Source organism: Pseudomonas sp. (assembly GCF_049590575.1).
Taxonomy (GTDB): Bacteria; Pseudomonadota; Gammaproteobacteria; order Pseudomonadales; family Pseudomonadaceae; genus Aquipseudomonas.
On record NZ_JBAWDE010000280.1, the window covers coordinates 1 to 23,395 of the forward strand.

25 protein-coding genes are annotated in these 23,395 nt (G+C 61.6%); 10 read left to right on the forward strand and 15 right to left on the reverse strand.

Going from position 1 to position 23,395, the window contains the following annotated elements; translation table 11 throughout:
• On the forward strand, window positions 1-533 hold a 533-nt coding region (locus WBR57_RS19360; RefSeq protein ID WP_424085678.1), incomplete at its 5' end, for a putative RNA methyltransferase.
• 48 nt (window positions 534-581) lie between these two features.
• Window positions 582-959 carry a hypothetical protein gene (locus tag WBR57_RS19365; protein ID WP_424085680.1) on the forward strand — a complete coding sequence of 126 codons (378 nt, stop codon included), beginning with the start codon at window positions 582-584 and terminating at the stop codon, window positions 957-959.
• A gap of 145 nt (window positions 960-1,104) precedes the next feature.
• On the opposite strand, the gene WBR57_RS19370 is transcribed toward WBR57_RS19365, so the two are convergent.
• Window positions 1,105-1,314, reverse strand: a complete 210-nt coding sequence (locus WBR57_RS19370) for a cold-shock protein (protein ID WP_032891681.1) — start codon at window positions 1,312-1,314, stop codon at window positions 1,105-1,107.
• Between the two features lie 182 nt (window positions 1,315-1,496).
• Here WBR57_RS19370 and plsB point away from each other — a divergent pair, with 182 nt between their 5' ends.
• The 3 genes from plsB to WBR57_RS19385 all read left to right on the forward strand — a co-directional run bounded on the left by plsB (window position 1,497) and on the right by WBR57_RS19385 (window position 5,212).
• Window positions 1,497-4,016 carry a glycerol-3-phosphate 1-O-acyltransferase PlsB gene (plsB, locus tag WBR57_RS19375; RefSeq protein WP_424085682.1) on the forward strand — a complete coding sequence of 840 codons (2,520 nt, stop codon included), beginning with the start codon at window positions 1,497-1,499 and terminating at the stop codon, window positions 4,014-4,016.
• 66 nt (window positions 4,017-4,082) lie between these two features.
• Window positions 4,083-4,484: a YbaY family lipoprotein gene (locus WBR57_RS19380; RefSeq protein WP_424085684.1), complete on the forward strand. Its 402-nt coding sequence runs from the start codon at window positions 4,083-4,085 to the stop codon at window positions 4,482-4,484.
• Between the two features lie 38 nt (window positions 4,485-4,522).
• On the forward strand, window positions 4,523-5,212 hold the full coding sequence (locus WBR57_RS19385) for a DUF4197 domain-containing protein (protein WP_424085686.1): 690 nt from the start codon (window positions 4,523-4,525) through the stop codon (window positions 5,210-5,212).
• A 36-nt stretch (window positions 5,213-5,248) separates the two neighbouring features.
• Here the strand turns inward: WBR57_RS19385 and WBR57_RS19390 are convergent, their stop codons facing one another.
• From WBR57_RS19390 to WBR57_RS19400, 3 genes are read right to left on the reverse strand one after another with little or no spacing between them, the layout of a single operon-like run.
• Window positions 5,249-5,842: a LysE family translocator gene (locus WBR57_RS19390; RefSeq protein ID WP_424085688.1), complete on the reverse strand. Its 594-nt coding sequence runs from the start codon at window positions 5,840-5,842 to the stop codon at window positions 5,249-5,251.
• Window positions 5,843-5,844: 2 nt separating this feature from the next.
• On the reverse strand, window positions 5,845-8,910 hold the full coding sequence (locus tag WBR57_RS19395) for an efflux RND transporter permease subunit (RefSeq protein WP_424085690.1): 3,066 nt from the start codon (window positions 8,908-8,910) through the stop codon (window positions 5,845-5,847).
• Window positions 8,911-8,916: 6 nt separating this feature from the next.
• Window positions 8,917-10,017, reverse strand: coding sequence for an efflux RND transporter periplasmic adaptor subunit (locus WBR57_RS19400; protein WP_424085692.1), 1,101 nt, complete (start codon window positions 10,015-10,017; stop codon window positions 8,917-8,919).
• A 93-nt stretch (window positions 10,018-10,110) separates the two neighbouring features.
• Between WBR57_RS19400 and WBR57_RS19405 the strand changes: the two genes are divergently transcribed.
• Entirely contained in the window at window positions 10,111-10,746 is a 636-nt protein-coding gene (locus WBR57_RS19405) for a TetR/AcrR family transcriptional regulator (protein WP_424085694.1), read from the forward strand.
• A 114-nt stretch (window positions 10,747-10,860) separates the two neighbouring features.
• Here WBR57_RS19405 and WBR57_RS19410 read toward each other — a convergent pair whose 3' ends face one another.
• Window positions 10,861-11,643, reverse strand: coding sequence for a class I SAM-dependent methyltransferase (locus tag WBR57_RS19410; RefSeq protein WP_424085696.1), 783 nt, complete (start codon window positions 11,641-11,643; stop codon window positions 10,861-10,863).
• A 96-nt stretch (window positions 11,644-11,739) separates the two neighbouring features.
• Between WBR57_RS19410 and WBR57_RS19415 the strand changes: the two genes are divergently transcribed.
• Window positions 11,740-12,360 carry an energy transducer TonB gene (locus WBR57_RS19415; RefSeq protein ID WP_424085698.1) on the forward strand — a complete coding sequence of 207 codons (621 nt, stop codon included), beginning with the start codon at window positions 11,740-11,742 and terminating at the stop codon, window positions 12,358-12,360.
• A gap of 4 nt (window positions 12,361-12,364) precedes the next feature.
• On the opposite strand, the gene WBR57_RS19420 is transcribed toward WBR57_RS19415, so the two are convergent.
• The 7 genes from WBR57_RS19420 to ppc form a co-directional block, all read right to left on the reverse strand.
• Window positions 12,365-13,063, reverse strand: a complete 699-nt coding sequence (locus WBR57_RS19420) for an extensin family protein (RefSeq protein WP_424085700.1) — start codon at window positions 13,061-13,063, stop codon at window positions 12,365-12,367.
• A gap of 3 nt (window positions 13,064-13,066) precedes the next feature.
• On the reverse strand, window positions 13,067-13,894 hold the full coding sequence (locus WBR57_RS19425; protein ID WP_424085701.1) for an isocitrate lyase/PEP mutase family protein: 828 nt from the start codon (window positions 13,892-13,894) through the stop codon (window positions 13,067-13,069).
• 27 nt (window positions 13,895-13,921) lie between these two features.
• The gene (locus WBR57_RS19430; RefSeq protein WP_424085703.1) at window positions 13,922-14,782 is read right to left on the reverse strand and encodes a DUF72 domain-containing protein; all 861 of its coding nucleotides are present in this window, start codon (window positions 14,780-14,782) and stop codon (window positions 13,922-13,924) included.
• The gene (locus WBR57_RS19435) at window positions 14,782-15,084 is read right to left on the reverse strand and encodes a hypothetical protein (RefSeq protein ID WP_424085705.1); all 303 of its coding nucleotides are present in this window, start codon (window positions 15,082-15,084) and stop codon (window positions 14,782-14,784) included. The genes WBR57_RS19430 and WBR57_RS19435 overlap by 1 nt, the downstream gene beginning before the upstream one ends.
• 160 nt (window positions 15,085-15,244) lie before the next feature.
• The gene (tsaB, locus tag WBR57_RS19440) at window positions 15,245-15,931 is read right to left on the reverse strand and encodes a tRNA (adenosine(37)-N6)-threonylcarbamoyltransferase complex dimerization subunit type 1 TsaB (RefSeq protein WP_424085706.1); all 687 of its coding nucleotides are present in this window, start codon (window positions 15,929-15,931) and stop codon (window positions 15,245-15,247) included.
• An 89-nt stretch (window positions 15,932-16,020) separates the two neighbouring features.
• Window positions 16,021-16,668 carry an adenylate kinase gene (adk, locus tag WBR57_RS19445; protein ID WP_424085708.1) on the reverse strand — a complete coding sequence of 216 codons (648 nt, stop codon included), beginning with the start codon at window positions 16,666-16,668 and terminating at the stop codon, window positions 16,021-16,023.
• 279 nt (window positions 16,669-16,947) lie between these two features.
• A complete protein-coding gene (ppc, locus tag WBR57_RS19450) occupies window positions 16,948-19,575 on the reverse strand; it encodes a phosphoenolpyruvate carboxylase (protein ID WP_424085709.1) in 2,628 nt (875 codons plus the stop codon).
• Window positions 19,576-19,759: 184 nt separating this feature from the next.
• On the opposite strand from ppc, the gene WBR57_RS19455 reads away from it, so the two are divergent.
• The 3 genes from WBR57_RS19455 to WBR57_RS19465 all read left to right on the forward strand — a co-directional run bounded on the left by WBR57_RS19455 (window position 19,760) and on the right by WBR57_RS19465 (window position 21,654).
• A complete protein-coding gene (locus WBR57_RS19455) occupies window positions 19,760-20,104 on the forward strand; it encodes a pilin assembly protein (protein ID WP_424085711.1) in 345 nt (114 codons plus the stop codon).
• Window positions 20,105-20,387: 283 nt separating this feature from the next.
• The gene (locus tag WBR57_RS19460; protein WP_101267176.1) at window positions 20,388-20,813 is read left to right on the forward strand and encodes a DUF4398 domain-containing protein; all 426 of its coding nucleotides are present in this window, start codon (window positions 20,388-20,390) and stop codon (window positions 20,811-20,813) included.
• A gap of 55 nt (window positions 20,814-20,868) precedes the next feature.
• On the forward strand, window positions 20,869-21,654 hold the full coding sequence (locus WBR57_RS19465) for an OmpA family protein (RefSeq protein ID WP_424085713.1): 786 nt from the start codon (window positions 20,869-20,871) through the stop codon (window positions 21,652-21,654).
• 50 nt (window positions 21,655-21,704) lie between these two features.
• Here WBR57_RS19465 and WBR57_RS19470 read toward each other — a convergent pair whose 3' ends face one another.
• From WBR57_RS19470 to WBR57_RS19480, 3 genes are all read right to left on the reverse strand, one after another.
• Window positions 21,705-21,968, reverse strand: coding sequence for a hypothetical protein (locus WBR57_RS19470; RefSeq protein WP_424085715.1), 264 nt, complete (start codon window positions 21,966-21,968; stop codon window positions 21,705-21,707).
• 123 nt (window positions 21,969-22,091) lie between these two features.
• Window positions 22,092-22,418 carry a hypothetical protein gene (locus tag WBR57_RS19475; protein ID WP_424085717.1) on the reverse strand — a complete coding sequence of 109 codons (327 nt, stop codon included), beginning with the start codon at window positions 22,416-22,418 and terminating at the stop codon, window positions 22,092-22,094.
• Window positions 22,415-23,320 (reverse strand): alpha/beta hydrolase, encoded by a 906-nt coding sequence (locus tag WBR57_RS19480; RefSeq protein ID WP_424085719.1) that lies wholly within the window; start codon window positions 23,318-23,320, stop codon window positions 22,415-22,417. Before WBR57_RS19480 ends, WBR57_RS19475 begins: the two co-directional genes overlap by 4 nt.
• Window positions 23,321-23,395: the final 75 nt, after the last annotated feature.

Sequence of the window (23,395 nt, forward strand, 5' to 3'; positions counted from 1 at the left end):
GTTACTACACCGCGCAGATCGCCGAGGCCCTGCCCGATGCCGACGGCTACGCGCTGGACATCTCCAAGGAAGCCGTCAAGCGCGCGTGCAAGCGCAACCCGGCGCTGACCTGGTTGATCGCCAGCATGGCGCGCGTGCCGTTGGCCGATGCCAGCTGCCAGTTCCTCGCCAGCGTGTTCAGCCCGCTGGACTGGCAGGAGGCCAAGCGCCTGCTCAGCCCTGGCGGTGGCTTGATGAAAGTCGGGCCTACGGCCGGCCACCTGATGCAGCTGCGTGAGCGCTTGTACGACGAAGTGCGCGGCTACACCGACGACAAGCATCTGGCCCTGGTGCCGGACGGCATGAGCCTGGCGCACAGCGAGACCCTTGAGTTCACCTTGAGCCTGGCCGAGCCCCAGGACCGCGCCAACCTGCTGGCCATGACGCCCCACGGCTGGCGCGCGAGTGCCGAGCGCCGTGCGCAAGTGATCGAGGCGGCCGAGCCGCTGCAGGTCACCGTATCGATGCGCTACGATTATTTCGTGCTTCAATAACCGACTTTTCCGCGAATGGATTTTCGAATCCCGCAATGAGGAACATCCATGCGCCAACCTGATATCGAGATTTACCTGAAGGACGCCGACGTCGACTACAAGGCCATCGCCGCCTGGCTGGGCACCGCCCTGGGCCCGTGCAGCGACTGGGTCCAGCGTGGCCAGACCTATAAGTGCAAGGCCGGCGACGTGCCCGTCACCTGGCTGCCGAAAGCCGTAGGCAAATGGAACAGCCTGTACCTGGAAAGTGACCAGACGCCGTGGGACGACGACATCGCCTGCGCCCGCGCCGCATTCGCCGCGCTGAACGTTGAAGTGCGTTGCGCGCCGGGCAGCTGGGTCGAGGAAGAAGGCGAGGAAAGTGCCGACACCTGGATTCGCATCAGCGCAGACGGTGAAGAGCAGATCACCTGGAAAACCGCCTGAATCTTAAGGGCGAACCCAGTCAAAATGTGGGAGCGGGCTTGCTCGCGAAAGCGGTGGATCAGTCAACAGATGTATCAACTGACAGACCGTATTCGCGAGCAAGCCCGCTCCCACATGGGTTCAGCGGTGTTGCAAAAATCGAGTGTTACAGCCCCACCACATCCTCCGCCTGCAACCCCTTCTCGCCGGTCACCACGGCGTATTCCACTTGCTGGCCTTCGGCCAACGAACGGTGACCATCACCGCGAATGGCGCGATAGTGCACAAACACATCCTTGCCGTCTTCGCGCTGGATGAAGCCATAACCCTTTGCATCGTTGAACCACTTCACATTACCGGTCTCGCGCGTTGCCATTTGTCTTACTCCCACATGCGTTTTTATTGTTGAGCAGGCCGCATTGAACTGCCGAGTATAGGACAGGCTCAAAAACGATCAACTCAAGTTTACATCGCTGCTTTTTTGCCGATTTTCGGCGAATACGGCACACTACTCGCCCGAGCGCCTGCTCGGTTTTTTCCACTTGAAGCAGCTCGCCTATGACCCGCTCCCCGTTCCGCCGTCTGGTGTTTGGCACCTTGCGCCGACTGTTGTACCTCTGGGTTCGCTCGGAGACGATCAACCAGTCGTCCCTTACCCTTAACCTGGACCGCAGCCGGCCGGTGTTTTACGTGCTGCAATCGCCCTCCCTCAGCGAACTGGCCGTGGTCGATGCCGAGTGCACCAAGGCTGGCCTGCCGCGCCCGGTGCTGCCGGTGTCGGTGGGCCCGCTGATGGAACCGGCGGCATTCTTCTACCTCACGCCCGAGCCGGACTGGCTCGGCCGCCAGGACAAGCGCGGCGCGCCGCCGACCCTGACGCGCCTGGTCAACACCCTGAGCGAACACGCCGAAGAGAATGCACAAATCATTCCGGTCAGCGTGTTCTGGGGGCAATCTCCCGAAAGCGAATCCAGCCCGTGGAAACTGCTGTTTGCCGACAGCTGGGCTGTCACCGGGCGCCTGCGCCGGTTGCTGAGCATTCTGATCCTGGGGCGCAAGACCCGCGTGCAATTCTCCGCGCCTATCAACCTGCGTGAATTGATCGAGCACAATAAAGGTCACGAACGCACGGTACGCATGGCGCAACGCATCCTGCGTGTGCACTTTCGTAACCTGAAGACCGCGGTGATCGGCCCCGACCTGTCGCACCGACGCAACCTGGTGAAAGGCCTGGTGAACATGCCGCTGGTGCGCCAGGCCATCGCCGATGAGGCCGAACGCGAAAAAATCTCCCCGGAAAAAGCCAAGGCCCAGGCCCTGCGCTACGGCAACGAGATCGCCTCGGACTACACCTACACCGCCATCCGTTTTCTGGAAGTGGTGCTGAGCTGGTTCTGGAACAAGATCTACGACGGCATCAAGGTCAATAACATCGAAGGTGTGCAACAGGTTGCCCAGGGCTACGAGGTGATCTACGTGCCCTGCCACCGCAGCCATATCGACTACCTGCTGCTGTCCTACCTGCTGTTCAAGAATGGCCTGACCCCGCCGCACATCGCCGCGGGCATCAACCTGAACATGCCGGTCATCGGCAGCCTGCTGCGTCGTGGCGGTGCGTTTTTCATGCGCCGCACCTTCAAGGGCAACCCGCTGTACACCTCGGTGTTCAACGAATACCTGCACACCCTGTTCACCAAAGGCTTCCCGGTGGAGTACTTCGTCGAAGGCGGACGCTCGCGCACCGGGCGTATGCTGCAACCGAAGACCGGCATGCTGGCGATCACCCTGCGCAGTTTCCTGCGCTCTTCGCGCATGCCGATTGTGTTTGTGCCGGTGTATATCGGCTATGAGCGCGTGCTCGAAGGCCGTACTTACCTCGGCGAACTGCGCGGCGCGAGCAAGAAGAAAGAGTCGATCTTCGATATTTTCAAAGTGGTCGGCGCGCTGCGCCAGCGCTTTGGCCAGGTCGCGGTCAACTTCGGCGAGCCGATCAAGCTGGCCGAGTTCCTCGACGCCGAACAACCGGATTGGCGCTCCCAGGAACTGGGCCCGAACTACAAACCGGCCTGGCTGAATGAAACCACCCACCGCCTCGGCGAACAGGTGGCGCGCCATTTGAACGAAGCGGCGGCGGTAAACCCGGTCAACCTGGTCGCCCTGGCGCTGTTGTCCACCACCCGCCTGGCCCTGGACGAACAGGCCATGGCCCGCCAGCTCGACCTGTACCTGGCGCTGCTGCGCCAAGTGCCGTACTCGCCGCACACCACCTTGCCCGAAGGCGACGGCCTGGCGCTGATCAAGCACGTCAAGGACATGGACCTGCTGTCGGAACAGAGTGATGCCCTGGGCAAGATTCTGTACCTGGACGAGCAGAACGCAGTCCTGATGACCTACTACCGCAACAACGTGCTGCACATCTTCGCCCTGCCGGCGCTGCTCGCGAGTTTCTTCCAGAGCAGCTCGCGGATGAGCCGCGAGCAGATCCTGCGCTACACCCACGCGCTGTACCCGTACCTGCAATCGGAGCTGTTTATCCGCTGGTCGCTGGAAGAGCTGGACGCAGTGGTCGACCAGTGGCTCCAGGCGTTCGTCGACCAGGGCCTGCTGCGTTTCGAAAACAACGTGTACCTGCGCCCGGCGCCGAGTTCGCGACACTTTGTGCTGCTGACGCTGCTGTCCAAGACCATCGCCCAGACCTTGCAGCGCTTCTACATGGCGATTTCGCTGCTGCTCAACAGCGGCCAGAACAGCATCAGCGCCGAAGAGCTGGAAGACCTGTGCACGATCATGGCCCAGCGCCTGTCGATCCTGCATGGCCTGAACGCCCCGGAATTCTTCGACAAGAGCCTTTTCCGACATTTTATCCAGACGTTGCTGGAGCAAGATGTGCTGCGCCGCGATGAGGCCGGCAAGTTGAGCTACCACGACCTGCTCGGTGAATTGGCTGAAGGTGCGGCCAAGCGCGTGTTGCCCGCGGATATTCGCCTGTCGATCCGCCAGGTGGCCTTGCACCGTGTGGATGGTGCCACTGATGCGCCGGAAGAAGCCGAGCCGGTCAACCCGGAACAAAGCCGGTAAAATGAACGCTGCTGGATTGAATGAGGCGCCGGTTGGATGCCGGCGCCGTTGATAAGGAGCTGTACCATGAAAAAGATCATCCTCCTGGGCCTGACTGCCCTGCTCGGAGCCTGCCAATCCATGAACCCTGCCCCCAAGGCCAGCCTCGACGGCGAAGTGTTCTACCTGCAACGCATCGCCCTGCCGCCCGCCGCTACCTTGAGCGTCAGCTTGCAGGACGTATCCCTGATGGACGCTCCGGCGGTCACCCTCGCCGAGCAGAAAGGCCCGGTCAAAGGCCAGGTGCCGCTGCCATTTCACCTGAGCTACGACCCGGCCCAGGTCAAGCCGGGCCACAGCTATTCGGTCAGCGCTCGCATCGAGCTGGAGGGCAAGCTACTGTTTATCACCACCGAACGGCACACCGTGCAGCTCAATGGCCAGGACCCACAACCTCTGCGTCTGCGCGTTGATGCTGTAGCGCACTGATTTACGCACACTGAATTCACGACTATAAGGAAGCGCCCATGCTCCGCAACTCCCTTCGCCTCACTGCCCTGTGTGCCGGCCTGCTGCTCGGCGCCAACGCCATGGCCTTGAACCTCGGCAGCCTGTCCCAGGGCGACGCCACCGGCGGCCTCAAGGACGCCCTGACCCAGGGCGCACAGATCGCCGTGAAACAACTGGGCGTGCCCGGGGGTTTCAGCAACAACCCAGAAGTGAAGATCGGCCTGCCGGGCAAGCTCGGCAAAGTCGCCGAGAAGCTGAAAATGTTTGGCATGGGTGACCAAGTCACCCAGCTCGAAACCAGCATGAACAAAGCCGCCGAAACCGCCGTGACCCAGGCCCAGCCGATCCTGGTGAATGCCGTGAAAAACATGAGCGTGACCGACGCCAAGGGCATCCTCAGCGGTGGCCAGGACTCGGCCACTCAATACCTGAACAAGAGCAGCCGCGAAGAGATCCGCGCCAAGTTCCTGCCGATCGTCAAGGCCGCCACCGACAAAGTCGGCGTTGCCCAGCAGTACAACGCCCTGGCCGGCAAGGCAGCAGCCTTTGGCGCAGTGGATGCCAAGAGCGCCAACGTCGAGAACTACGTGACCGAACAAGCGCTGGACGGCCTGTTCAAGATGATTGCGCAGCAGGAAGAAACTATCCGCAAGAACCCTGCGGCGGCAGCCACCAGCCTGGCCAAAAAGGTATTTGGCGCGCTGTAAGCCTTGAAGCGATCGCTCCCTGCAACGGGGAGCGATCTAATGCAGTACCGACTCAGCCAGCCGCCCCACCATCAACGTGGCAAAACAGCAGATGGCAATCGACGTGGCGCGGTTGATCTTCAACGGCGTGAGCCACGCCTTCTGAACCCCTTCGAAACGACTGCCGAGCACGATCCAGGCTGATCCCACCGGTATCACCACCAGCGCGAGCGTGGTCATGAAGCCGATATAGCCCTGCAAAGACGCAAATGCACTGATCGGCGCAATAAACGAAACGATCAGCAGGCCCTTCGGGTTCATAACAGTGAGCCAGAAAAAATACAGGCCGCAGAAGCGGTCGCCGCTTGGATGGCTATCAATGCTTTTGCGCTGCCACAGCTTGAACGAGACATACAGCAGGTAGCAGGCCGCTGCCAATTGCGTGGCTTTCAACGCCCAGGGCGAGTACGTCGCCAGGTAGAGCAACGCCACGCCCCATACCGACACCTGCAGCAGGTACGCCAGGCACTCGACAAAGGCCAGTTTCCACGATGCCCGAAACCCGAACAGCACCCCGGCACGAAACAGCAGGGTGTTGGTCGGGCCGGGGGCGAGCAGCAACAACATTAGGGCTGAAACGGTGGCCAGCATGATTACGCGACGTCCTTCCTCACTCGGAACCACGCAGCATACAGGGCCGGCAGGAACAATAGGGTAAGCGCTGTCGCCACAATCAACCCGCCCATGATCGCCACCGCCATCGGCCCGAAGAACACACTGCGTGACAGCGGGATCATGGCCAGTACCGCCGCGAGGGCCGTCAGCACAATCGGCCGGAAGCGTCGGACCGTGGCTTCGATGATCGCCTGCCACGGCGCCAGGCCGGCCTTGATGTCCTGCTCGATCTGGTCCACCAGGATCACCGAGTTACGCATGATCATGCCCGACAAGGCGATGGTCCCGAGCATCGCCACAAAGCCGAAGGGCTGGCGGAACACCAGCAGAAACAGCGTCACGCCAATCAGGCCCAGCGGGGCGGTCAGAAACACCATCGCCGTGCGTGAGAAGCTGCGCAGTTGCAACATCAGCAAGGTCAGCACCACTACGATAAACAGCGGCACGCCGGCCTTGACCGAGTTCTGCCCGCGGGCGGCGTCTTCGACGGTGCCGCCGACTTCCAGCAGGTAGCCATCCGGCAATTCGGCGCGTACATCCTCGAGCGTTGGCAGGATCTGCTGGACCAGGGTCGCCGGTTGTTCCTTGCCATAGATGTCGGCGCGCACGGTAACGGTCGGCAGGCGGTTACGGTGCCAGATGATGCCTTCTTCGAAGCCATACTCAAGGGTAGCGATCTGCGACAGTGCCACGCTTTTGCCGTTGTCGGTCGGCACGGCCAGGCTTGGCAGCAGCGACAGTTCGGTACGTTCGTGCACGGTGCCGCGCAGCAGGATTTCGATCAACTCGTTGTCCTCGCGGTACTGGCTGACGCTGGAACCGGTCAGCGAGCTCTGCAGGAATTTCGACAGGTTGGCGGTGCTTACACCAAGGGCGCGGGCGCGGTCCTGGTCGATATTCAGGTAGACGATTTTGCTCGGTTCTTCCCAGTCCAAGTGCACGTTGACCACGTGGGTATTTTCGCGAACCCTGGCCGCTACTTTGCGTGCGAGGGCGCGGACTTCCTCGATGTGTTCGCCGGTCACGCGAAACTGCACCGGATACCCCACGGGCGGGCCATTTTCCAGGCGCGTCACCCGTGAGCGCAGCTCGGGGAATTGCTCGTTGAGGGTTTCGATCAGCCAGGTGCGCAGGCTTTCGCGCTCTTCGATGGTCTTGGCCAGCACCACGAATTGCGCAAAGCTGGCGGCCGGCAGTTGCTGGTCCAGCGGCAGGTAAAAGCGCGGCGAACCGGTGCCGACATAGGCCACGTAGTTGTCGATCCCAGCGTGTTCCTTGAGCAACGCTTCCAGGCGCTTGACCTGGTCGGCGGTGTTGCTCAGGGACGTGCCTTCAGCCAGCTTCAGGTCAACCATCAACTCCAGGCGCCCGGAGGCCGGGAAAAACTGTTGCGGCACGAACCGAAACAGCGCAACCGCGCCGATAAACAGCAGCAAGGTCAGCACGATCACGGTTTTGCGGCGACGCACGCACCACTCCACCACACGTCTTACGCGCTGATAGAAAGGCGTGCCGTAGGGATCGGGACCATCGGTGCCATGTTTGGCTGCGTGAATCTTCGCCAGGTCCGGCAAGAGCTTTTCCCCCAGGTACGGCACAAACATCACCGCGGCGACCCACGAGGCAAGCAGCGCGATGGTCACTACCTGAAAGATCGAGCGCGTGTATTCGCCGGTACTCGATTGCGCGGTGGCAATCGGCAGGAAACCCGCCGCCGTGATCAACGTGCCGGTGAGCATCGGGAAGGCGGTGCTGGTCCAGGCGAAGCTCGCGGCCTTGAGCCGGTCGTAACCCTGCTCCATTTTGATCGCCATCATTTCCACCGCGATGATCGCGTCGTCCACCAGCAGGCCCAGGGCGAGGACCAACGCACCCAGCGAGATCTTGTGCAGGCCGATACCGAGGTAATACATGCTGGCAAACGTCATCGCCAGCACCAGCGGGATTGCCAGGGCCACCACCATGCCCGTGCGTACGCCAAGCGAAAAGAAGCTCACCAGCAACACAATCGCCAATGCTTCAGCCAGTACCTGCACGAATTCGCCGACGCTGGTTTTCACCGCTGCCGGTTGGTCCGACACCTTGCGCAGTTCCATGCCTGCGGGAAGGTTCTTCTGCAAACGTGCGAACTCGCCTTCCAGCGCCTTGCCCAACACCAGGATGTCGCCGCCGTCGCGCATGGCCACAGCCAGGCCGATGGCGTCCGCGCCCATGTAACGCATGCGCGGTGCCGGTGGGTCGTTGAAGCCACGGTGAATGTCGGCCACGTCACCGATGCGGAACGTGCGATCCCCCACGCGAATCGGGAAATTGCGAATCTCCTCGACGGTCTTGAAGTTGCCGGATACCCGCAGTTGCACACGCTCTGTCGGGGTTTCAAAAAAACCGGCCGTGGACACCGCGTTTTGCTCTTGCAAGGCCTGTTGCACCGCCGCCAATGGCAGACCCAAGGTGGCCAGCTTGAGGTTGGACAGCTCGATCCAGATTTTCTCGTCCTGCAGGCCCAACAGCTCGACCTTGCCCACGTCCGGCACGCGTTGCAGCTGAATCTGGATGCGGTCGGCGTAGTCCTTGAGCACCGCATAGTCGAAACCGTCGCCGGTCAACGCGTAGATATTGCCAAAGGTGGTGCCGAATTCATCGTTGAAAAACGGCCCCTGGATATCCGGTGGCAAGGTCTGGCGGATGTCGCCGATCTTCTTGCGCACCTGGTACCACAGCTCGGGGATTTGCGCCGAGTGCATGGAGTCGCGGGCCATAAAGGTGACTTGCGACTCGCCGGGGCGTGAGAAGGACACGATGCGCTCGTAGTCCCCGGTCTCCATGAGCTTTTTCTCGATGCGCTCGGTGACCTGGCGCGACACTTCCTGGGCTGTGGCCCCGGGCCAGTTGGTCTTGATCACCATGGCCTTGAAGGTAAACGGCGGGTCTTCGCTTTGCCCCAGTTTGGTGTAGGACAACGTGCCGACCACTGCCAGCAGGATCATCAGGAACAGTACGATCTGGCGGTTACGCAACGCCCATTCGGAAAGATTGAAACCCATCGGGGACTACTCCTTGGCCGCCAGATTCACCACACGGTTGGAGCGGTCCACCGGGCGCACTTGCTGGCCCTCGTGGAGCACATGCACGCCGGCTGCAATCACCCAATCGGTCGGGCTCAAGCCTTCCAGCACCGGTACGGTTTTTTCACCAAAGGCGCCGATGCGCACCGGTGTGCGCTTGAGGGTGTTGTCCGGCTGAACACGCCAGACGTAGGAAGCACCGTTCTCCGCACTCAGGGCAGACAGCGGCACCGACAGCGCAATCACGCCATCGGCCTGGATAAACACGCGGGCACTCTGGCCCAGCTCGGCCGGGACTTTGCCGCCAGTGAAGGCGACACGCGCGGCGAAGGTGCGCGACTTGGGGTCGGCGGCGGGTGACAGTTCACGAATGCGCCCGGCAAAACGCTGGTCCGGCTGGCTCCACAATTCGACCGACACGGGCTGGCCGATCTTGAACCGGCCGAAGCCTTGCTCCGGCAGGCTGATCAATACTTCGCGCTCGCCATCGGTGGCCAGGGTGAATACGGTTTGCCCGGCAGACACGACCTGGCCGACTTCCACCGCACGCTTGGCGACGACACCGTCCTGCGGCGCACGCAAAATCGCGTAACCGGCCTGGTTGCTGGACACGTCGAACTCGGCCTTGATCTGCTTGAGGCGCGCTTCACCGGATCGGTAGAGGTTTTCGGAATTGTCGTACTGCGAGCGGCTGACCATCTGACGGTCCATCAGGGTCTTGTAGCGGTCCCGCTCGGCGCGCACCAGGTTCAGGTTGGCCTCGGCGGCGGCGACCTGTGCGCGAGTGGCCTCCAGTTGCAGGCGCACATCCTGGGGGTCAAGTTCCGCCAATGCCTGGTTAGCCTTGACCCGCTCGCCCTCCTCCACCAGCCGCTTGCTGACCTTGCCACCGATACGAAAAGCCAGGTCCGGCTCGTAACGCGCGCGCACTTCGCCTGGGTAACTGTCCACCACCTGGGCCGAGGGCTGCGGTTGCACCACCATGGCCGGGCGGACGGTGGTTTGGGCCGCTTCTTCATGGCCGCAGGCGGTCAACAGGACGACCAGGCTGACAGGCAAAGCAAAGGGCAGGAAAGTGCTGCGCATGCTGAGGGACCTTTCGCAAATGGAGCTTGGAATAATTATACTGGCCGGTATGTTATTAATACCAAACTCGCCAGTCCAGTATTAAAGGTGAAAATGTCCGACAATCCTGTAAACACCAATAGCCCCGGGCGTCCCAAGGACATGGCAAAACGCCAGGCAATCCTCGAAGCAGCGAAGATCCTGTTTTTGAGCAATGGTTACGCCAGTACCAGCATGGATGCAGTGGCCCTTGAGGCCGGCGTGTCGAAACTGACCGTGTACAGCCACTTCACCGACAAGGAAACCTTGTTTACCGCCGCCGTGGTGGCGAAGTGCGAAGAACAATTGCCGGTGATGTACTTTGAATTGCCCCAAGGCATGCCGGTGGAGACTGTGTTGTTGAATATCGCGCGCGGGTTCCACCGGCTGATCAACAGCGAAGAGTCGGTGAACCTGCATCGCCTGATGATGACCACCGGCAGTCAGGACGTGAAACTCTCACAGATCTTTTTTGAAGCAGGCCCGATGCGCATGCTGCAAGGCATGGAGCGCCTGCTCGGCAAGATCGACCAGAGCGGCGCCCTGCAGATCGACAAACCGTTCAGGGCAGCCGAGCACTTTTTCTGCCTGCTCAAGGGCACTGCGAATTTCCGCCTGCTGTATGGCTGCGGCGGCCAACTGACCGAGGAAGCCGCCGAAGCCCATGTGCAGGAGGTGGTGGGGCTGTTTATGCGGGCCTACAGGCCCTGAGCCTTGTAGCGCGTGGACGCGCGCTTTGGCGAGCCAGCCCGCACACACATTTGAAATGCATTGCAAAGTGGGAGCGGGCTGGCTCGCGAAGAAGCCCTCAAAGCCGATGAAAACTTATGGCTTAAGCGCTTTCTTCGGATAGATGTCATAGCGGCTGGACTTGCCATCCAGCGCATGGCTCGGCTTCGGCCCTGCGATGCACGGCGCCTTGCGCGGGCGTTTGACCACCACGCGATGGCTGGCCAACGCCAGCGCCGCTGCGAGCAGGGCCGGTGCGTCCGGGTCATCGCCCACCAGCGGCCGGAACAGGCGCATTTCCTTCTTCACCAGCGCAGTTTTCTCACGGTGCGGGAACATCGGGTCGAGGTAGATCACCTGGGGCGGCTCGCCTTGCCAGTTGAGCATCACGTCGATGGAGTTGCCCTTGAGCAGCTTCATGCGCGCCACGATGGGCGCCACTTCAAAATCCTGCGCTGCACGCGCCAAGCCGTCTTCGAGCAAGGCGCCGATCAGCGGCTGGCGCTCGATCAGGCTCATGTCGCACCCCAGGCTGGCGAGCACGAAAGCGTCCTTGCCCAGCCCGGCGGTGGCGTCCAGCACCCGTGGCCGTACGCCTTGGGCGATGCCCACGGCCTTGGCGATCATCTGCCCACTGCCCCCACCATACAGACGCCGATGCGCGGCACCGCCTTCCACAAAGTCGACGCGCACCGGCCCCGGCGCGTCAGGCCCGAGCTGTTGCAGTTGCAGGCCTTGTTCGCCGACTTGCAGGGAAAAATCCGCATCGGCCAGGGTTAACGGCAAGCCAAGCTGCTCGGCCCATTGCTGGGCCCGCTCCTTGAAACCTTCGGCCAAGGCTTCGACCTGGATGCGGCTGGCCGCGGGTTGTTCGCTCATCAATCACTACGCTCAAAAAAATTAAGGATCGGCAAACGGCGGCCGATAAAAACAACAGTCAGGTATTTTGCCAGAGCTGAGCGTCGACCGAGAAAAATGTCAGACATTCTTCCCCTAACCATCGGTGTACTGCCGACCCATAACCACTACGGCCTGCGCAATACTCAAGCGCTGGCCGGGGTGAGTCATGTGTGGCAGGACTTCTTCGCCCGGGCGCTGGCCGAGCAGCTCGGTGAGACGCCGGACGCGCTCGCCGCCAAGGCCCCTGCGCCAAAGGACCCGGCGGTTGAGCCGAGCGAAGGCGCCGACCTGCTGTCGCAGATTCTCACCCAGCGTGAGTGCGACGTGAAAGACACCGAGATCGCCCCGCCTGAGCCGTTGTTCCTGCCGATCGCCGAGTTTGAGACCGAGTTGCTGCCACCGGCCCCCGTCCCATTCCCGGAAGAAGAAATCGTCGCCCAGCAACGCCAGCAGAATTTCGAAAGCGGCTGGGTTCGCCCGATCGTGCTGACCGCCGGCCAGCCACTGCCGGAGCCCGGCCCGGCGCCGGAACCCCGCCCGCTGCACCTGCCGATTGCCGAGTTCGAACTGGACCTGTTGCCACCGCCCGCCACACCGTACCCGACCGAAGAACTGGTGGCGCAACAGAAAGCCCTGGACTTCGACTACTACTGGGCGCGCCCACTGATCGCCAACAACCTGCGCCTGGCCGCGTAAGCCCTCAGCGACACACCGACCAGCGGCCCATGTCCAGATGGAAATGGTTGCGGTGCGCAGCGTTGTAGTCCGGGCTCAACACCACGTTGAAATCCTTGCACGCGCCCTCGCGCACCTGGCGCAAGAACCGCGCACTGTCGCCCTGCCCCGGCCAATCCTTGAGCACACTGATGCTGCGCCCGTCCGCCAGACGAAAGCCGGCGATATCCAGGGCATTCGCCGAGGCATGCTGGCTGAGTCGCCCTTCGGCACGGTTATAGACATTGCGGCAGGCAAAACTGCCCAAGTGATCGACCCGCCTGACCGCCTGGCCAAATACCGCCTGGGCCGCGGGTTGCAGGCTATGGCGCTCAAACAGCGCGAACGCCACGGCCAGCGGGCAACTGGCGAGAAAGCTGCTGCTTAAACCCACATCGGCGCCCTGCACGCGCAACACGTTGCGCAGTGGGCAGGCGGCATCGGCCGGTGAGTCCGCTTGATGACTGACACGCAAGCCCGAGGTTTTCAGCACCTGGTCGCACAGCGCGGGATCATCCTGCAGGCGCCCGAGCTTGAAACGCGTCAGCAGGTTCGGGCTGGCGCGTACATCCAGCGGCGCCCAGGGGTTCCACTCCGACGGAAACGGCACCCAGCCGCGCCACACACCGAACGCAAAACCGCCACCAACTATCAGCAACACACCCACCACATGGAAAAACCGCACCGCTTAGCCCTTGAAGAATTGATTGGCTTGGCTGAAAGGCATCGAGCGCTCGGTAAAACTGAAAGTGCCCGTCGCATAGACTTCCTGCGCCGCCCGGTAAAACTCGCCATACGCCGCCAACGCCATCGCCGAGCCCACGCTGATGCGCTTGACGCCCATTTCGCTGAGTTGCGCCACACTGAGTCTGAGGCCGCCGGACATCAACACATTCACCGGCTTGGGGGCGACAGCCTTGACCACCGCCAGTACCTCCTCGGCACTGCGCAGGCCGGGGGCGTAGAGCACGTCGGCGCCGGCCTCAGCGTAGGCCTGCAGGCGGCGAAGGGTGTCGGGCAAGTCCAGGCGACCATGCAGGAGGTTTTCGGCACGGGCGGTGAGCGTGAACGGGAATGGCAGGCTGCGCGCGGCAGCCACGGCGGCGGCCACCCGCTCCACGGACAGGTCAAACGGGTAGATCGGGTCGACGGCAATGCCGGTCGCATCTTCAATCGAGCCGCCGACAATGCCGCTGGCGGCAGCACGCAAAATGGTCTGGGCACAGCCCTCCGGGGTATCGCTGAAGCCGTTCTCCAAATCGGCTGCCACCGGCAACGCGGTCGCGCCGACAATCATGCGGGCATTCGCCAGGGTGTCTTCCAAGGACAGCGCACCTTCGGCATCCGGGCGGCCCAGGCTGAAGGCATAACCCGCGCTGGTGGTGGCCAGGGCTTCAAATCCCAGGCTGGCGAGCATGATTGCCGAGCCTGCGTCCCACGGGTTGGGCATCACGAAGGCGCGGTCGCGCTCATGCAAAGCCTTGAAGGTTTCGGCGCGAAGGGTTTGGGCATCCATGACTGACTCCTGGCGAGAAAAGGAGCCCTAGAGTAACCCCAGTTGCTCCGCTGCGGGTTCCCGATGCAGGGTCGGCAGCGCTGGCAAGCCGGGCAACCTGGCCATCAACTTATCGTGGAAGCGCAACGCCAGCTGCGCGGCCAGGCGGTTATCCGAGGTGTGCAGGAATACGTAGGGCGTGCGCCCCTCCTCGATCCAGCCGGCGACTTTTTCCACCCAAGGGATCAGGAAGGGGTCGTTAGCCTCGAGTTCTGGATGGCCAATAAAACGCACTTGGGGAAACTGAGTCAGTGCGGCGGGACGTGGCGGCACCTTGGGCTTTTTCGATTGGGCATGCAGCACCGCCGCCGAGGTCGACGTGCAACTGAACAGCGGGCGCGAGTCGAGGCAGATGCGTTCGACGCCACGGTCACGCAGCATTCGGTTGAGCATGCGCTCGGCATCGCCCTTGGCGAAAAATTCAGGATGGCGGACTTCGACTGCGAGGGGCCGCTCCAGCCCATCGATAAAACCGGCCAGTTCGCCCAGGCGTTGCGGCGAAAAGCTCGCCGAGAGTTGCAGCCACAAGGGCGAGACGCGCTGACCCAGCGGGCTCATCAGCCCCACGAAACTTTCGGCTGCCGGCAACTGCTCACGCAGGTCGCCGCCATGGCTGATGTCACCGGGGAATTTGGCGGTGAAGCGAAAATCATCAGGCATGATTTCAGCCCAGCGCTGCACGGTGGCGGCCGAGGGTCGAGCATAAAAAGTGGTATTGCCCTCAACGGCGTTGAAAACTTGGGAATACAGCGCGAGGTAGTCGCTGGAGCGCGCATCGACGGGGTACAGGTAATCGCGCCAGGCGTTTTCGCTCCAGGACGGGCAACCGATGAAGTAAGGCAAACGCATCAGATGTGGATATCGAGGCCCAGCACTTCCATGTCCCATTCGACAAAACCGGCAGTGGTCAGGTAGCTCGCCAGGGCGGTAGCGACGCTTTTGCTCATGGAGCGCGGGAACACCATGTCTTGCTGGCGAGCGGGAACACCGCTGATACGAGCGCCGGCAGAACTTTGGTGATTGGAGGCAGCTTCAGACTGGACTTCGATGAAGTCCGGCGAATCTTCGACGGAATCGTCTACCGTGACGTTTGCCTTACGCGGCTTACGCTTGAGGGGGTAGGACTGTGAGGAAAATCCGTCTATACGCATCGATGCGAACTCGGTATCAGTGATGGCATTTTAGTGGCGCAATCCGTAGCGCGCAAATGCTCTGGTGATAACTAGAACACATAATTTGTAAAAGGTTTAAAAACTGGGGCAAATTCTGACGATTGGCGACTTTCAGACCAAATTGCCATCATTTTTGCGGTCAAATTATCCCGCGCTCTGCCTTGGTTTGAGCGACTTTATCGCGCAGGTAAACAGGTGCAGCCTGATCGGCGGGAATTGCCTCGCCACGTTCGAACGCGAAGCGTGCCAACGCCAGCAAGTCTTCGGCATGCGGCAACATTGCAGCATCCTGGCCCACCAGCGGCACGCCAATACGCTCGCCATAACCCCAACCGGTGCCCGCACCGAACCAGTCGCCACTGGCGTCAACCGGCAATACCGAGGATTCCGGAGGCTGCACAGCCTCCACGCCAACCAGGCGCATTTCGCCGGCGGTTTCGCGGTAGCAGCCCCAATAGACTTCATCCATCCGCGCATCGATGGCCGCCGCGACCTGCCGCGCCCCCTGCTCACGCAACGCGCGCTGGGCCAGCACGGCCAGGTTGGAGACCGGCAATACCGGACGCTCCAGCGCAAACGCCAGGCCCTGGACCACGCCGATGGCGATACGCACACCGGTAAACGCCCCCGGGCCACGGCCGAAGGCGATGGCGTCGACGGCAGCCAGGGTGATGCCCGCGTCTTCCAGCAGTTGCTTGATCATCGGCAACAGCTTCTGCGCGTGCAGGCGCGGGATCACCTCGTAGTGGCTCGTTACCTTGCCATCGTGCAACAGGGCAACAGAGCAAGCTTCAGTCGCGGTGTCCAGGGCCAGCAGGGTGCTCATCGGTGTAGGTGTCCAAGTCAGAAAAAAGTGCGCCAGTATAAACAACAACGGCCCGCAAGCGGGCCGTCAGCGTGAAGCTCAGGGCTGGATCAGCTCAGCGCTTGCAATACCTTGGCAGTGATCGCTTCAACGGAGCCGACGCCAGGGATGTGGCTGTACTTCGGCTTGCCGTTGGCGGCGGACAGCTTCTGGTAGAAGTCCACCAGCGGCTTGGTCTGGGAATGGTAGACCGACAGGCGATGACGCACGGTTTCTTCGGTGTCGTCCTTGCGCTGTACCAGGTCTTCGCCGGTGACGTCGTCCTTGCCCGCAACCTTCGGCGGGTTGTAGACGAGGTGGTACACGCGGCCCGAGCCTTCGTGAACGCGACGCCCGGCAATACGCTGAACGATTTCTTCGTCTTCAACGGCGATTTCGACCACGGCGTCCAGTTCGACACCGGCCGTCACCAAGGCTTCGGCCTGGGGAATGGTGCGTGGGAAACCGTCGAACAGGAAGCCATTGGCGCAGTCAGGCTGCGCGATACGGTCCTGGACCAGGGCGATGATCAGGTCATCGGAAACCAGGCCACCGGCATCCATGATGCTTTTGGCTTGAATGCCCAACGGGGTGCCTGCTTTAACCGCAGCGCGCAGCATGTCACCGGTGGAGATTTGTGGAATGCCGAATTTTTCGGTGATGAACTTTGCCTGAGTACCTTTACCGGCCCCGGGAGCTCCCAGCAGAATGACGCGCATCGATGTGCTCCTCAATTTTTTATAGAGATGACGCTCGGATTCGCCGCGTGGGGCCAATCTCGTAAATATAGGATTCAGGCCGCACAAACGGCCAAAGGCTGATCAAGATACACAGCAGACCTTAAGCACACAAGCCGCCGAAAGTCGCAGGAACCCGCGCGGCGCTTACGTCATAGGCAGGGTGTGCCTGAGTGCAACCCGGCTGCCCAAACAACGACCGCCCGTTTCGGGGCGGTCGTCGGGGTTTAACCGCAAGCCGTTGAGAACACGCAAAAAACCTTAGCCGGTGTTGCGCAAACCCGCCGCGATCCCGGCCACGGACACCAGCAGCGCCTGTTCCAGAGGGCTGTCCTGCGCTGCCTCCTGTTGCCGCGAACGCGCCAGCAACTCGGCCTGCAACAGGTGCAGCGGGTCGAGGTAGGTGTTGCGCAGGCGGATGAACTCCAGGGTGTCGGGGCTGTGCGCCAGCAGTTGCGACTGGCCGGTCAGGCCAAGCACCACGTTGCATGCCTGCGACAATAGGTCGCGTAAGTGCGCGCCCAATGGCAGCAGGTCCGGCTGCACCAGCCGCTCGTCATACAGGCGCGCGATATCCGCATCGGCCTTGGCCAGCACCATTTCCAGCATATCGATGCGAGTACGGAAGAACGGCCATTGCTCGCGCATCTGCCCCAGCAGTTCGCCTTCGCCGCGCTCCAGGGCCTTGCTCAACGCCGCTTCCCAACCGAGCCAGGCCGGCAGCATCAGGCGGGTCTGGGTCCAGCCGAAGATCCATGGGATCGCGCGCAGACTTTCGATACCGCCCGCACGGCGCTTGGCCGGGCGACTGCCCAGGGGCAGGCGGCCGAGTTCCTGCTCCGGCGTCGACTGGCGGAAGTACTCGACGAACTGCGGATTTTCCCGCACCACGGCGCGGTAAGCGCTGACACCATCTGCCGCCAATTCATCCATCAAATGCCGCCACGCCGGCTGCGGAGGTGGTGGCGGCAACAGGGTCGCCTCCAACACTGCCGCCAGGTAGAGGTTGAGGTTCTGTTCGGCGATGTCCGGCAGGCCGAATTTGAAACGGATCATCTCGCCCTGTTCGGTGGTCCGGAAACGCCCCGCCACCGAGCCCGGTGGTTGCGACAGGATCGCCGCGTGGGCCGGGCCGCCGCCACGCCCGACGGTACCGCCGCGACCGTGGAACAACAGCAATTCCACCTGTTGCTCGCGGCAGATATCCACCAGGCGTTCCTGGGCGCGGTACTGCGCCCAGGCGGCGGCGGTGGTGCCGGCGTCCTTGGCCGAGTCCGAATAGCCGATCATCACTTCTTGCGGGCCCTGCAAGCGCGAGCGATAGCCCGGCAGCAGCAACAGTTGCTCGATCACCGGGCCGGCGTTATCCAAGTCGGCCAGGGTTTCGAACAGCGGTACCACGCGCATCGGCCGCTGTACGCCCGACTCTTTAAGCAGCAGTTGCACCGCGAGCACGTCCGACGCGGCGCCCGCCATGGAGATGACATAGGAACCGAGCGAAGCGGCCGGCGCGGCGGCCACTTCCTTACAGGTGTTGAGGACTTCTGCGGTATCGGCCGAAGGCTTGAAATAGCCCGGCAGCAGCGGGCGACGGTTGGCCAGTTCTTTCATCAGGAAGCTGATGCGTGCGTCTTCGTCCCAGTCCTCGTAACGGCCCAGGCCGAGGTAGTCGGTGATTTCGGTCATGGCGGCCGAGTGGCGGCTGGAATCCTGGCGCACATCCAGGCGTACCAGGAACAAGCCAAACGTCACCGCGCGACGCAGGCAATCGAGCAACGGGCCGTCGGCGATCACGCCCATGCCGCACTCGTGCAGCGACTGGTAGCACAGTTCCAGCGGCTCAAGCAGGTCACGGTTGTTTTGCAACACATCTGCCGGCGCCGGGGTGCTGGCGGTCAGCGAGGCATGCGCCCAATTGCGCGTGGCGCGCAGGCGTTCGCGCAGTTGCTTGAGCAGCGCACGGTAAGGCTCGACGCTGTCGCCCACCTTGGCCTGCAATGCCGGGCTGGCTTGCTGCATCGACAGCTCGGAGGCCAGGTGATCGATGTCCCGCAGGTACAGATCAGCGGCCATCCAGCGCGCCAGCAGCAAAACCTCGCGGGTGACCGGCGCGGTGACATTCGGGTTGCCGTCACGGTCGCCGCCCATCCACGAGGCAAAGCGAATCGGCGCAGCCTCGAGCGGCAGGCGCAGGCCGGTGGCAGCGTGCAAGGCCTGGTCGGCCTTGCGCAGATAATTCGGGATGGCATGCCACAGCGAATGCTCGATCACAGCAAAGCCCCACTTGGCCTCGTCCACCGGGGTGGGCCGGGTGCGGCGGATTTCTTCGGTGTGCCAGGCTTCGGCGATAAGCCGTTGCAGGCGCTGGCGGATCTGCTCGCGCTCGGCCGTAGTGAGGTCACGGTGATCCTGCAGCGCCAGTTGCGCGGCAATCGCATCGTATTTCTGAATCAGCGTGCGGCGCGCAACTTCGGTGGGGTGGGCGGTGAGCACCAGTTCGATCTCCAGGCGCCCCAACTGGCGGGCCAGGGATTCATTGCTGTGCCCCTCGCTCTGCAGGCGCGCCAGCAACTCAGGCAGTACGCGGGATTCGAACGGCGCCGGTTGCGACTCATCGCGCCGGTGAATCAGCTGGTATTGCTCGGCGATGTTGGCCAGGTTGAGAAACTGGTTGAACGCCCGCGCCACGGGCAGCAACTGGTCTTCCTGCAACTGGTTGAGACGTGTGCTCAGCTCATCGCCGGCGCCGTGCCGGTCAGCCTTGGCGCCTTTGCGGATCTGCTCGATCTTGTCGAGAAAATCATCGCCGTATTGCTCTCGAATGGTATTGCCCAACAGCTCACCCAGCAGGTGAACATCCTCGCGCAAGCGTGCATCGATATCACTCATCAGCCAATCTCCAGCCAGAAATCCGGGACGCGCAGGTTTTCCAGAGTGCCGACAGCATCGGTTTATGACAAGACTTTAAACCTTGTGAGTTGCAGCTAGTCTCAATACTGAGCCGCCGCGTTTATTCGCACCGCCGGCTGGACACTCATCACCGCCTGCTTCAGCAGGCTTTATTGAGGTTGCCATGAAAATCCGAGAACTGGCCCAGCATTGGGAAGAGAACGCCAAGGGTCGCTTGACCAAGACTGAGTACGCCATCCACCTGGACGTGGAGGCCGCCGCCAGGCTGGCGGCCATCGCCGAGATGTACCCCAAGCGCAACACCGAGGAACTGCTTGGCGAACTGATCGGCGCCGCCCTTGAAGAGCTGGAAGCCAGCTTTCCCTACGTCAAGGGGCAGCAGGTGATTGCCACCGATGAAGAGGGCGACCCGCTGTACGAAGACGTCGGCCCGACCCCGCGCTTTTTGACGCTGTCGCGTCGTTACCTGCATGATTTGTCGACCAGCGCCGACGATTCCAAACACTGAAAGATCGCGTTATAAACCCACGAAACCCTTGTATTCCGGGCCTCCAGCAGGCCCGGGGTACCGCTGGGCGCGGCGAAAGTTCCATGTTTTAAACACTGACCATTCAGTCAGATATTTTTTTAGGCAAATCGCCATCTTCTCTGAACTTTTGAAAAAAGCCTCCGGTCACAGCCAGTAAGCCATCACTTGGAACGGCCGTTTGAAAGGGTATCTCGGGCTTGACCACGAGGCCTTCGACCGCTGACCAGTGACATGGATTTTGATGTTTTCCAGGAGTTACCTAATGGAGTTGAAGACGATGAAGACCAGCACTGCCAAATCCTCGTTTAACCATCTGCGCGGGCTGAAGTTGGCCGCGCTGGCAATCGGCACCAGCTTCGTTCTGGCTGGCTGCGCCGGCAACCCTCCGACCGAGCAATACGCCGTGACCCAATCGGCGGTGAACAGCGCGGTCAGCGCCGGCGGCACCGAGTACGCAGCCGTGGAAATGAAGTCGGCTCAGGACAAGCTCAAGCAAGCCGAGATTGCCATGCACGACAAAAACTACGACGAAGCCCGTCGCCTGGCTGAACAAGCCGAGTGGGATGCTCGCGTCGCTGAGCGCAAATCCCAGGCTGCCAAGGCTGAGCAGGCTGTGAAGGATTCCCAGAAGGCTGTTGACGAGCTGCGTCAGGAAGGCATGCGCCCGGCTGCTATTCAGCAGAAATAAACCGAGCCCCTTGACTGAATCGCACCTGATATCGAATTGAAAGGACGACACGACTATGCGTAAACAATTGATGATCCCTGCCCTGTTAGCGATGAGCGTTGCGCTGGCAGCTTGCTCCACCCCGCCGAACGCCAACCTGGAAAATGCACGGACCAACTACTCGTCCCTGCAAACCAACCCTCAGGCTACCAAGCTGGCGGCGCTGGAAACCAAAGACGCCAGCGATTGGCTGGACAAGGCTGACAAGGCCTACCGTGACAAAGAAGACGAGAAGAAAGTTGACCAGTTGGCCTACCTGACCAACCAGCGCGTTGAAGTGGCCAAAGACACCATCGTGCTGCGCGAATCCGAAGCCAAGCTGAAAAACGCCGGTGACGAACGTGCCCGCGCACTGCTGCAAGCTCGCGACGCGCAGATCAAGCAACTGCAAGACAGCCTGAACGCCAAGCAAACCGATCGCGGTACGCTGGTGACTTTCGGTGACGTGCTGTTCGCGACCAACAAGTCCGACCTGAAATCCAGCGGCCTGGTGAATATCACCAAACTGGCTCAGTTCCTGCGCGATAACCCGGACCGTAAAGTGATCGTCGAAGGCTACACCGACAGCACCGGTTCGGACGCGTACAACCAGAGCCTGTCGGAGCGCCGCGCCGCTTCCGTACAGCGTGCACTGGCTCAGCAAGGCGTGGATATCTCGCGCATCGTGACCCAGGGTTACGGCAAGGAATACCCGGTTGCCGACAACGGCAGCGTGTCGGGCCGTGCCATGAACCGTCGCGTTGAAGTGACCATCTCCAACGACAATCAACCGGTCAAGCCACGCTCTTCCATGGCTAACTGATTGATTGACGTGTTATGAAAAACCCACCTCATGGTGGGTTTTTTTAATGCTTAGACTTCGATTTTACGACCGGTGTCGCTCTCCGGCATCATCGATGCCATGTCTTTACCGCCCGCTTGATCACCGCCACCGCCCATCATCATGTCCAAAATTTTCTTCGGGTCCATGCCGCCTTGCTCGGCGCCCTGCCCGCCCTCCGCACCGCCCGCACCGCCCGGCCCTTTCTGCCCGCCACCTTGCTGAGCCAGGCTTTCCAGGCCCTTCATCATTTCCATCATCTTGCCAATCGCACCAATAGCAGCCATCGGATCCATTTTTAACTCCCAGATTCGCTACGCGTAAGTTAGGTGTCAGCAACACTGACACCCCTTTCAGTGGCGTCTTACGGAAGACGGTTCCAAATATTTCCTGGTAGATTCCATTTGATACGCTACGGGTTACTCCTGCAATTGCGGTGTGGCCTGGCCCATGCAGCGCACGGCCTGCTTCTTGTTATTGACCAGCACTCCGCTGAGGCCTTTCTGTTCAGTGTCGAACATCACCAGCACGCCATCGACGCATTGCGCGACTTGGGCGGCCGGGGTCAGGGAGATTTTGTAGTCCTCGCCGGGCACGGTTTTGAGCAAGGTGAAGTCGCTGAGCAGCAGGGCATCTTCCGGTTTGGCGAAGTGCAGGTAGCCGTAGAACCACAGGCAACCGACGGTTCCGATGATGGTGCCGATACCGGTGAGGATCAGCGGGATCATGTTGCGTTCTTCGCTCATTGCGGGCTCTCTGATGAATCAACTTTAGGAACTGGAAAGTTCGGAATTTCGCCCAGGCGACGCAGCCCGTTGAAGTGCTGCGGATCGTCGAGGTAACGCAGCATCACGGTTTGCCAGGTCTTGTCGGCAAAGGTCTGCACATGGCCACCGCGGGTCAACTGCAACACCCGTGGCGGCGGGGCGGCCTGGTACAGGCGGATGCCGTTGGCCACCGGCACAATCGGGTCATCCAGGCTGTGGAACAGCAGCTTGGGCACACCGGTCAGCTGCGGCATGGCATTGATCGCGCTGTCGGCGTCCGGCACCAGCCAGGACAACGGCACCTGAAACGGCCATGTTAACCACGAGGTGCTGAGGGCGAATTGTCCTACGTCACGATAACTGGCGGGCACGCCGTCGAGTACCAGCGCCTTGAGTTGGGACTGACGCTGCGGGTGGTCAGCCAGGTAATGCACTGCCAGCGCGCCACCCAGGCTCTGGCCGAGGACGATCAGCGGCTGGCCCTGGGCTTCAGGGGCCTGGTCGAGCCAGCTGAACGCGGCGTCCACATCCTGGTAAATCGCCGGCAATGACGGCTTGCCTTGCGACAGGCCATAACCGCGATAGTCCAGCAACAGCACTTGATAACCCTGCTCGGGCAACCACCAACTGCCGCCCAGGTGCCAGGCCAGGTTGCCGCCGTTGCCATGCAGGTGCAGCACCGTGCCCTTAAGTGGCACGCCAGGTTTGGCCGGCAGCCACCAGGCGTGCAATTTCACGCCGTCGGCGCTGGTAAGCGTGACGTCGCGGTACGCGAGGTGGGCTTTCTCCGGCGTGAACGGCAGGCCGGGTTCGGGGTAGAACAGCAGCGAACTGCAGCCGTTCAATGTGAGTAGCAGGCAAAGAATGCCGAGGATTCTCATCCGTTGAAGCCTCGCGATTTAGCTGAAATGGGCAGACGTGTGGAGATCTAAATGTGGGAGCGGGCTTGCTCGCGA

Coding starts and splice junctions, on each gene's coding strand:
- WBR57_RS19435 (WP_424085705.1), bottom strand. CDS start 15,084: ATGCGTATAGACGGATTTTCCTCACAGTCCTACCCCCTCAAGCGTAAG.
- ppc (WP_424085709.1), bottom strand. CDS start 19,575: ATGAGTGATATCGATGCACGCTTGCGCGAGGATGTTCACCTGCTGGGT.
- WBR57_RS19395 (WP_424085690.1), bottom strand. CDS start 8,910: ATGGGTTTCAATCTTTCCGAATGGGCGTTGCGTAACCGCCAGATCGTA.
- WBR57_RS19390 (WP_424085688.1), bottom strand. CDS start 5,842: ATGCTGGCCACCGTTTCAGCCCTAATGTTGTTGCTGCTCGCCCCCGGC.
- WBR57_RS19415 (WP_424085698.1), top strand. CDS start 11,740: ATGTCAGACATTCTTCCCCTAACCATCGGTGTACTGCCGACCCATAAC.
- WBR57_RS19460 (WP_101267176.1), top strand. CDS start 20,388: ATGGAGTTGAAGACGATGAAGACCAGCACTGCCAAATCCTCGTTTAAC.
- tsaB (WP_424085706.1), bottom strand. CDS start 15,931: ATGAGCACCCTGCTGGCCCTGGACACCGCGACTGAAGCTTGCTCTGTT.
- WBR57_RS19455 (WP_424085711.1), top strand. CDS start 19,760: ATGAAAATCCGAGAACTGGCCCAGCATTGGGAAGAGAACGCCAAGGGT.
- WBR57_RS19475 (WP_424085717.1), bottom strand. CDS start 22,418: ATGAGCGAAGAACGCAACATGATCCCGCTGATCCTCACCGGTATCGGC.
- WBR57_RS19430 (WP_424085703.1), bottom strand. CDS start 14,782: ATGCGTTTGCCTTACTTCATCGGTTGCCCGTCCTGGAGCGAAAACGCC.
- WBR57_RS19470 (WP_424085715.1), bottom strand. CDS start 21,968: ATGGATCCGATGGCTGCTATTGGTGCGATTGGCAAGATGATGGAAATG.
- WBR57_RS19380 (WP_424085684.1), top strand. CDS start 4,083: ATGAAAAAGATCATCCTCCTGGGCCTGACTGCCCTGCTCGGAGCCTGC.
- WBR57_RS19480 (WP_424085719.1), bottom strand. CDS start 23,320: ATGAGAATCCTCGGCATTCTTTGCCTGCTACTCACATTGAACGGCTGC.
- WBR57_RS19425 (WP_424085701.1), bottom strand. CDS start 13,894: ATGGATGCCCAAACCCTTCGCGCCGAAACCTTCAAGGCTTTGCATGAG.
- WBR57_RS19465 (WP_424085713.1), top strand. CDS start 20,869: ATGCGTAAACAATTGATGATCCCTGCCCTGTTAGCGATGAGCGTTGCG.
- WBR57_RS19410 (WP_424085696.1), bottom strand. CDS start 11,643: ATGAGCGAACAACCCGCGGCCAGCCGCATCCAGGTCGAAGCCTTGGCC.
- WBR57_RS19385 (WP_424085686.1), top strand. CDS start 4,523: ATGCTCCGCAACTCCCTTCGCCTCACTGCCCTGTGTGCCGGCCTGCTG.
- WBR57_RS19400 (WP_424085692.1), bottom strand. CDS start 10,017: ATGCGCAGCACTTTCCTGCCCTTTGCTTTGCCTGTCAGCCTGGTCGTC.
- WBR57_RS19370 (WP_032891681.1), bottom strand. CDS start 1,314: ATGGCAACGCGCGAGACCGGTAATGTGAAGTGGTTCAACGATGCAAAG.
- WBR57_RS19365 (WP_424085680.1), top strand. CDS start 582: ATGCGCCAACCTGATATCGAGATTTACCTGAAGGACGCCGACGTCGAC.
- WBR57_RS19405 (WP_424085694.1), top strand. CDS start 10,111: ATGTCCGACAATCCTGTAAACACCAATAGCCCCGGGCGTCCCAAGGAC.
- plsB (WP_424085682.1), top strand. CDS start 1,497: ATGACCCGCTCCCCGTTCCGCCGTCTGGTGTTTGGCACCTTGCGCCGA.
- adk (WP_424085708.1), bottom strand. CDS start 16,668: ATGCGCGTCATTCTGCTGGGAGCTCCCGGGGCCGGTAAAGGTACTCAG.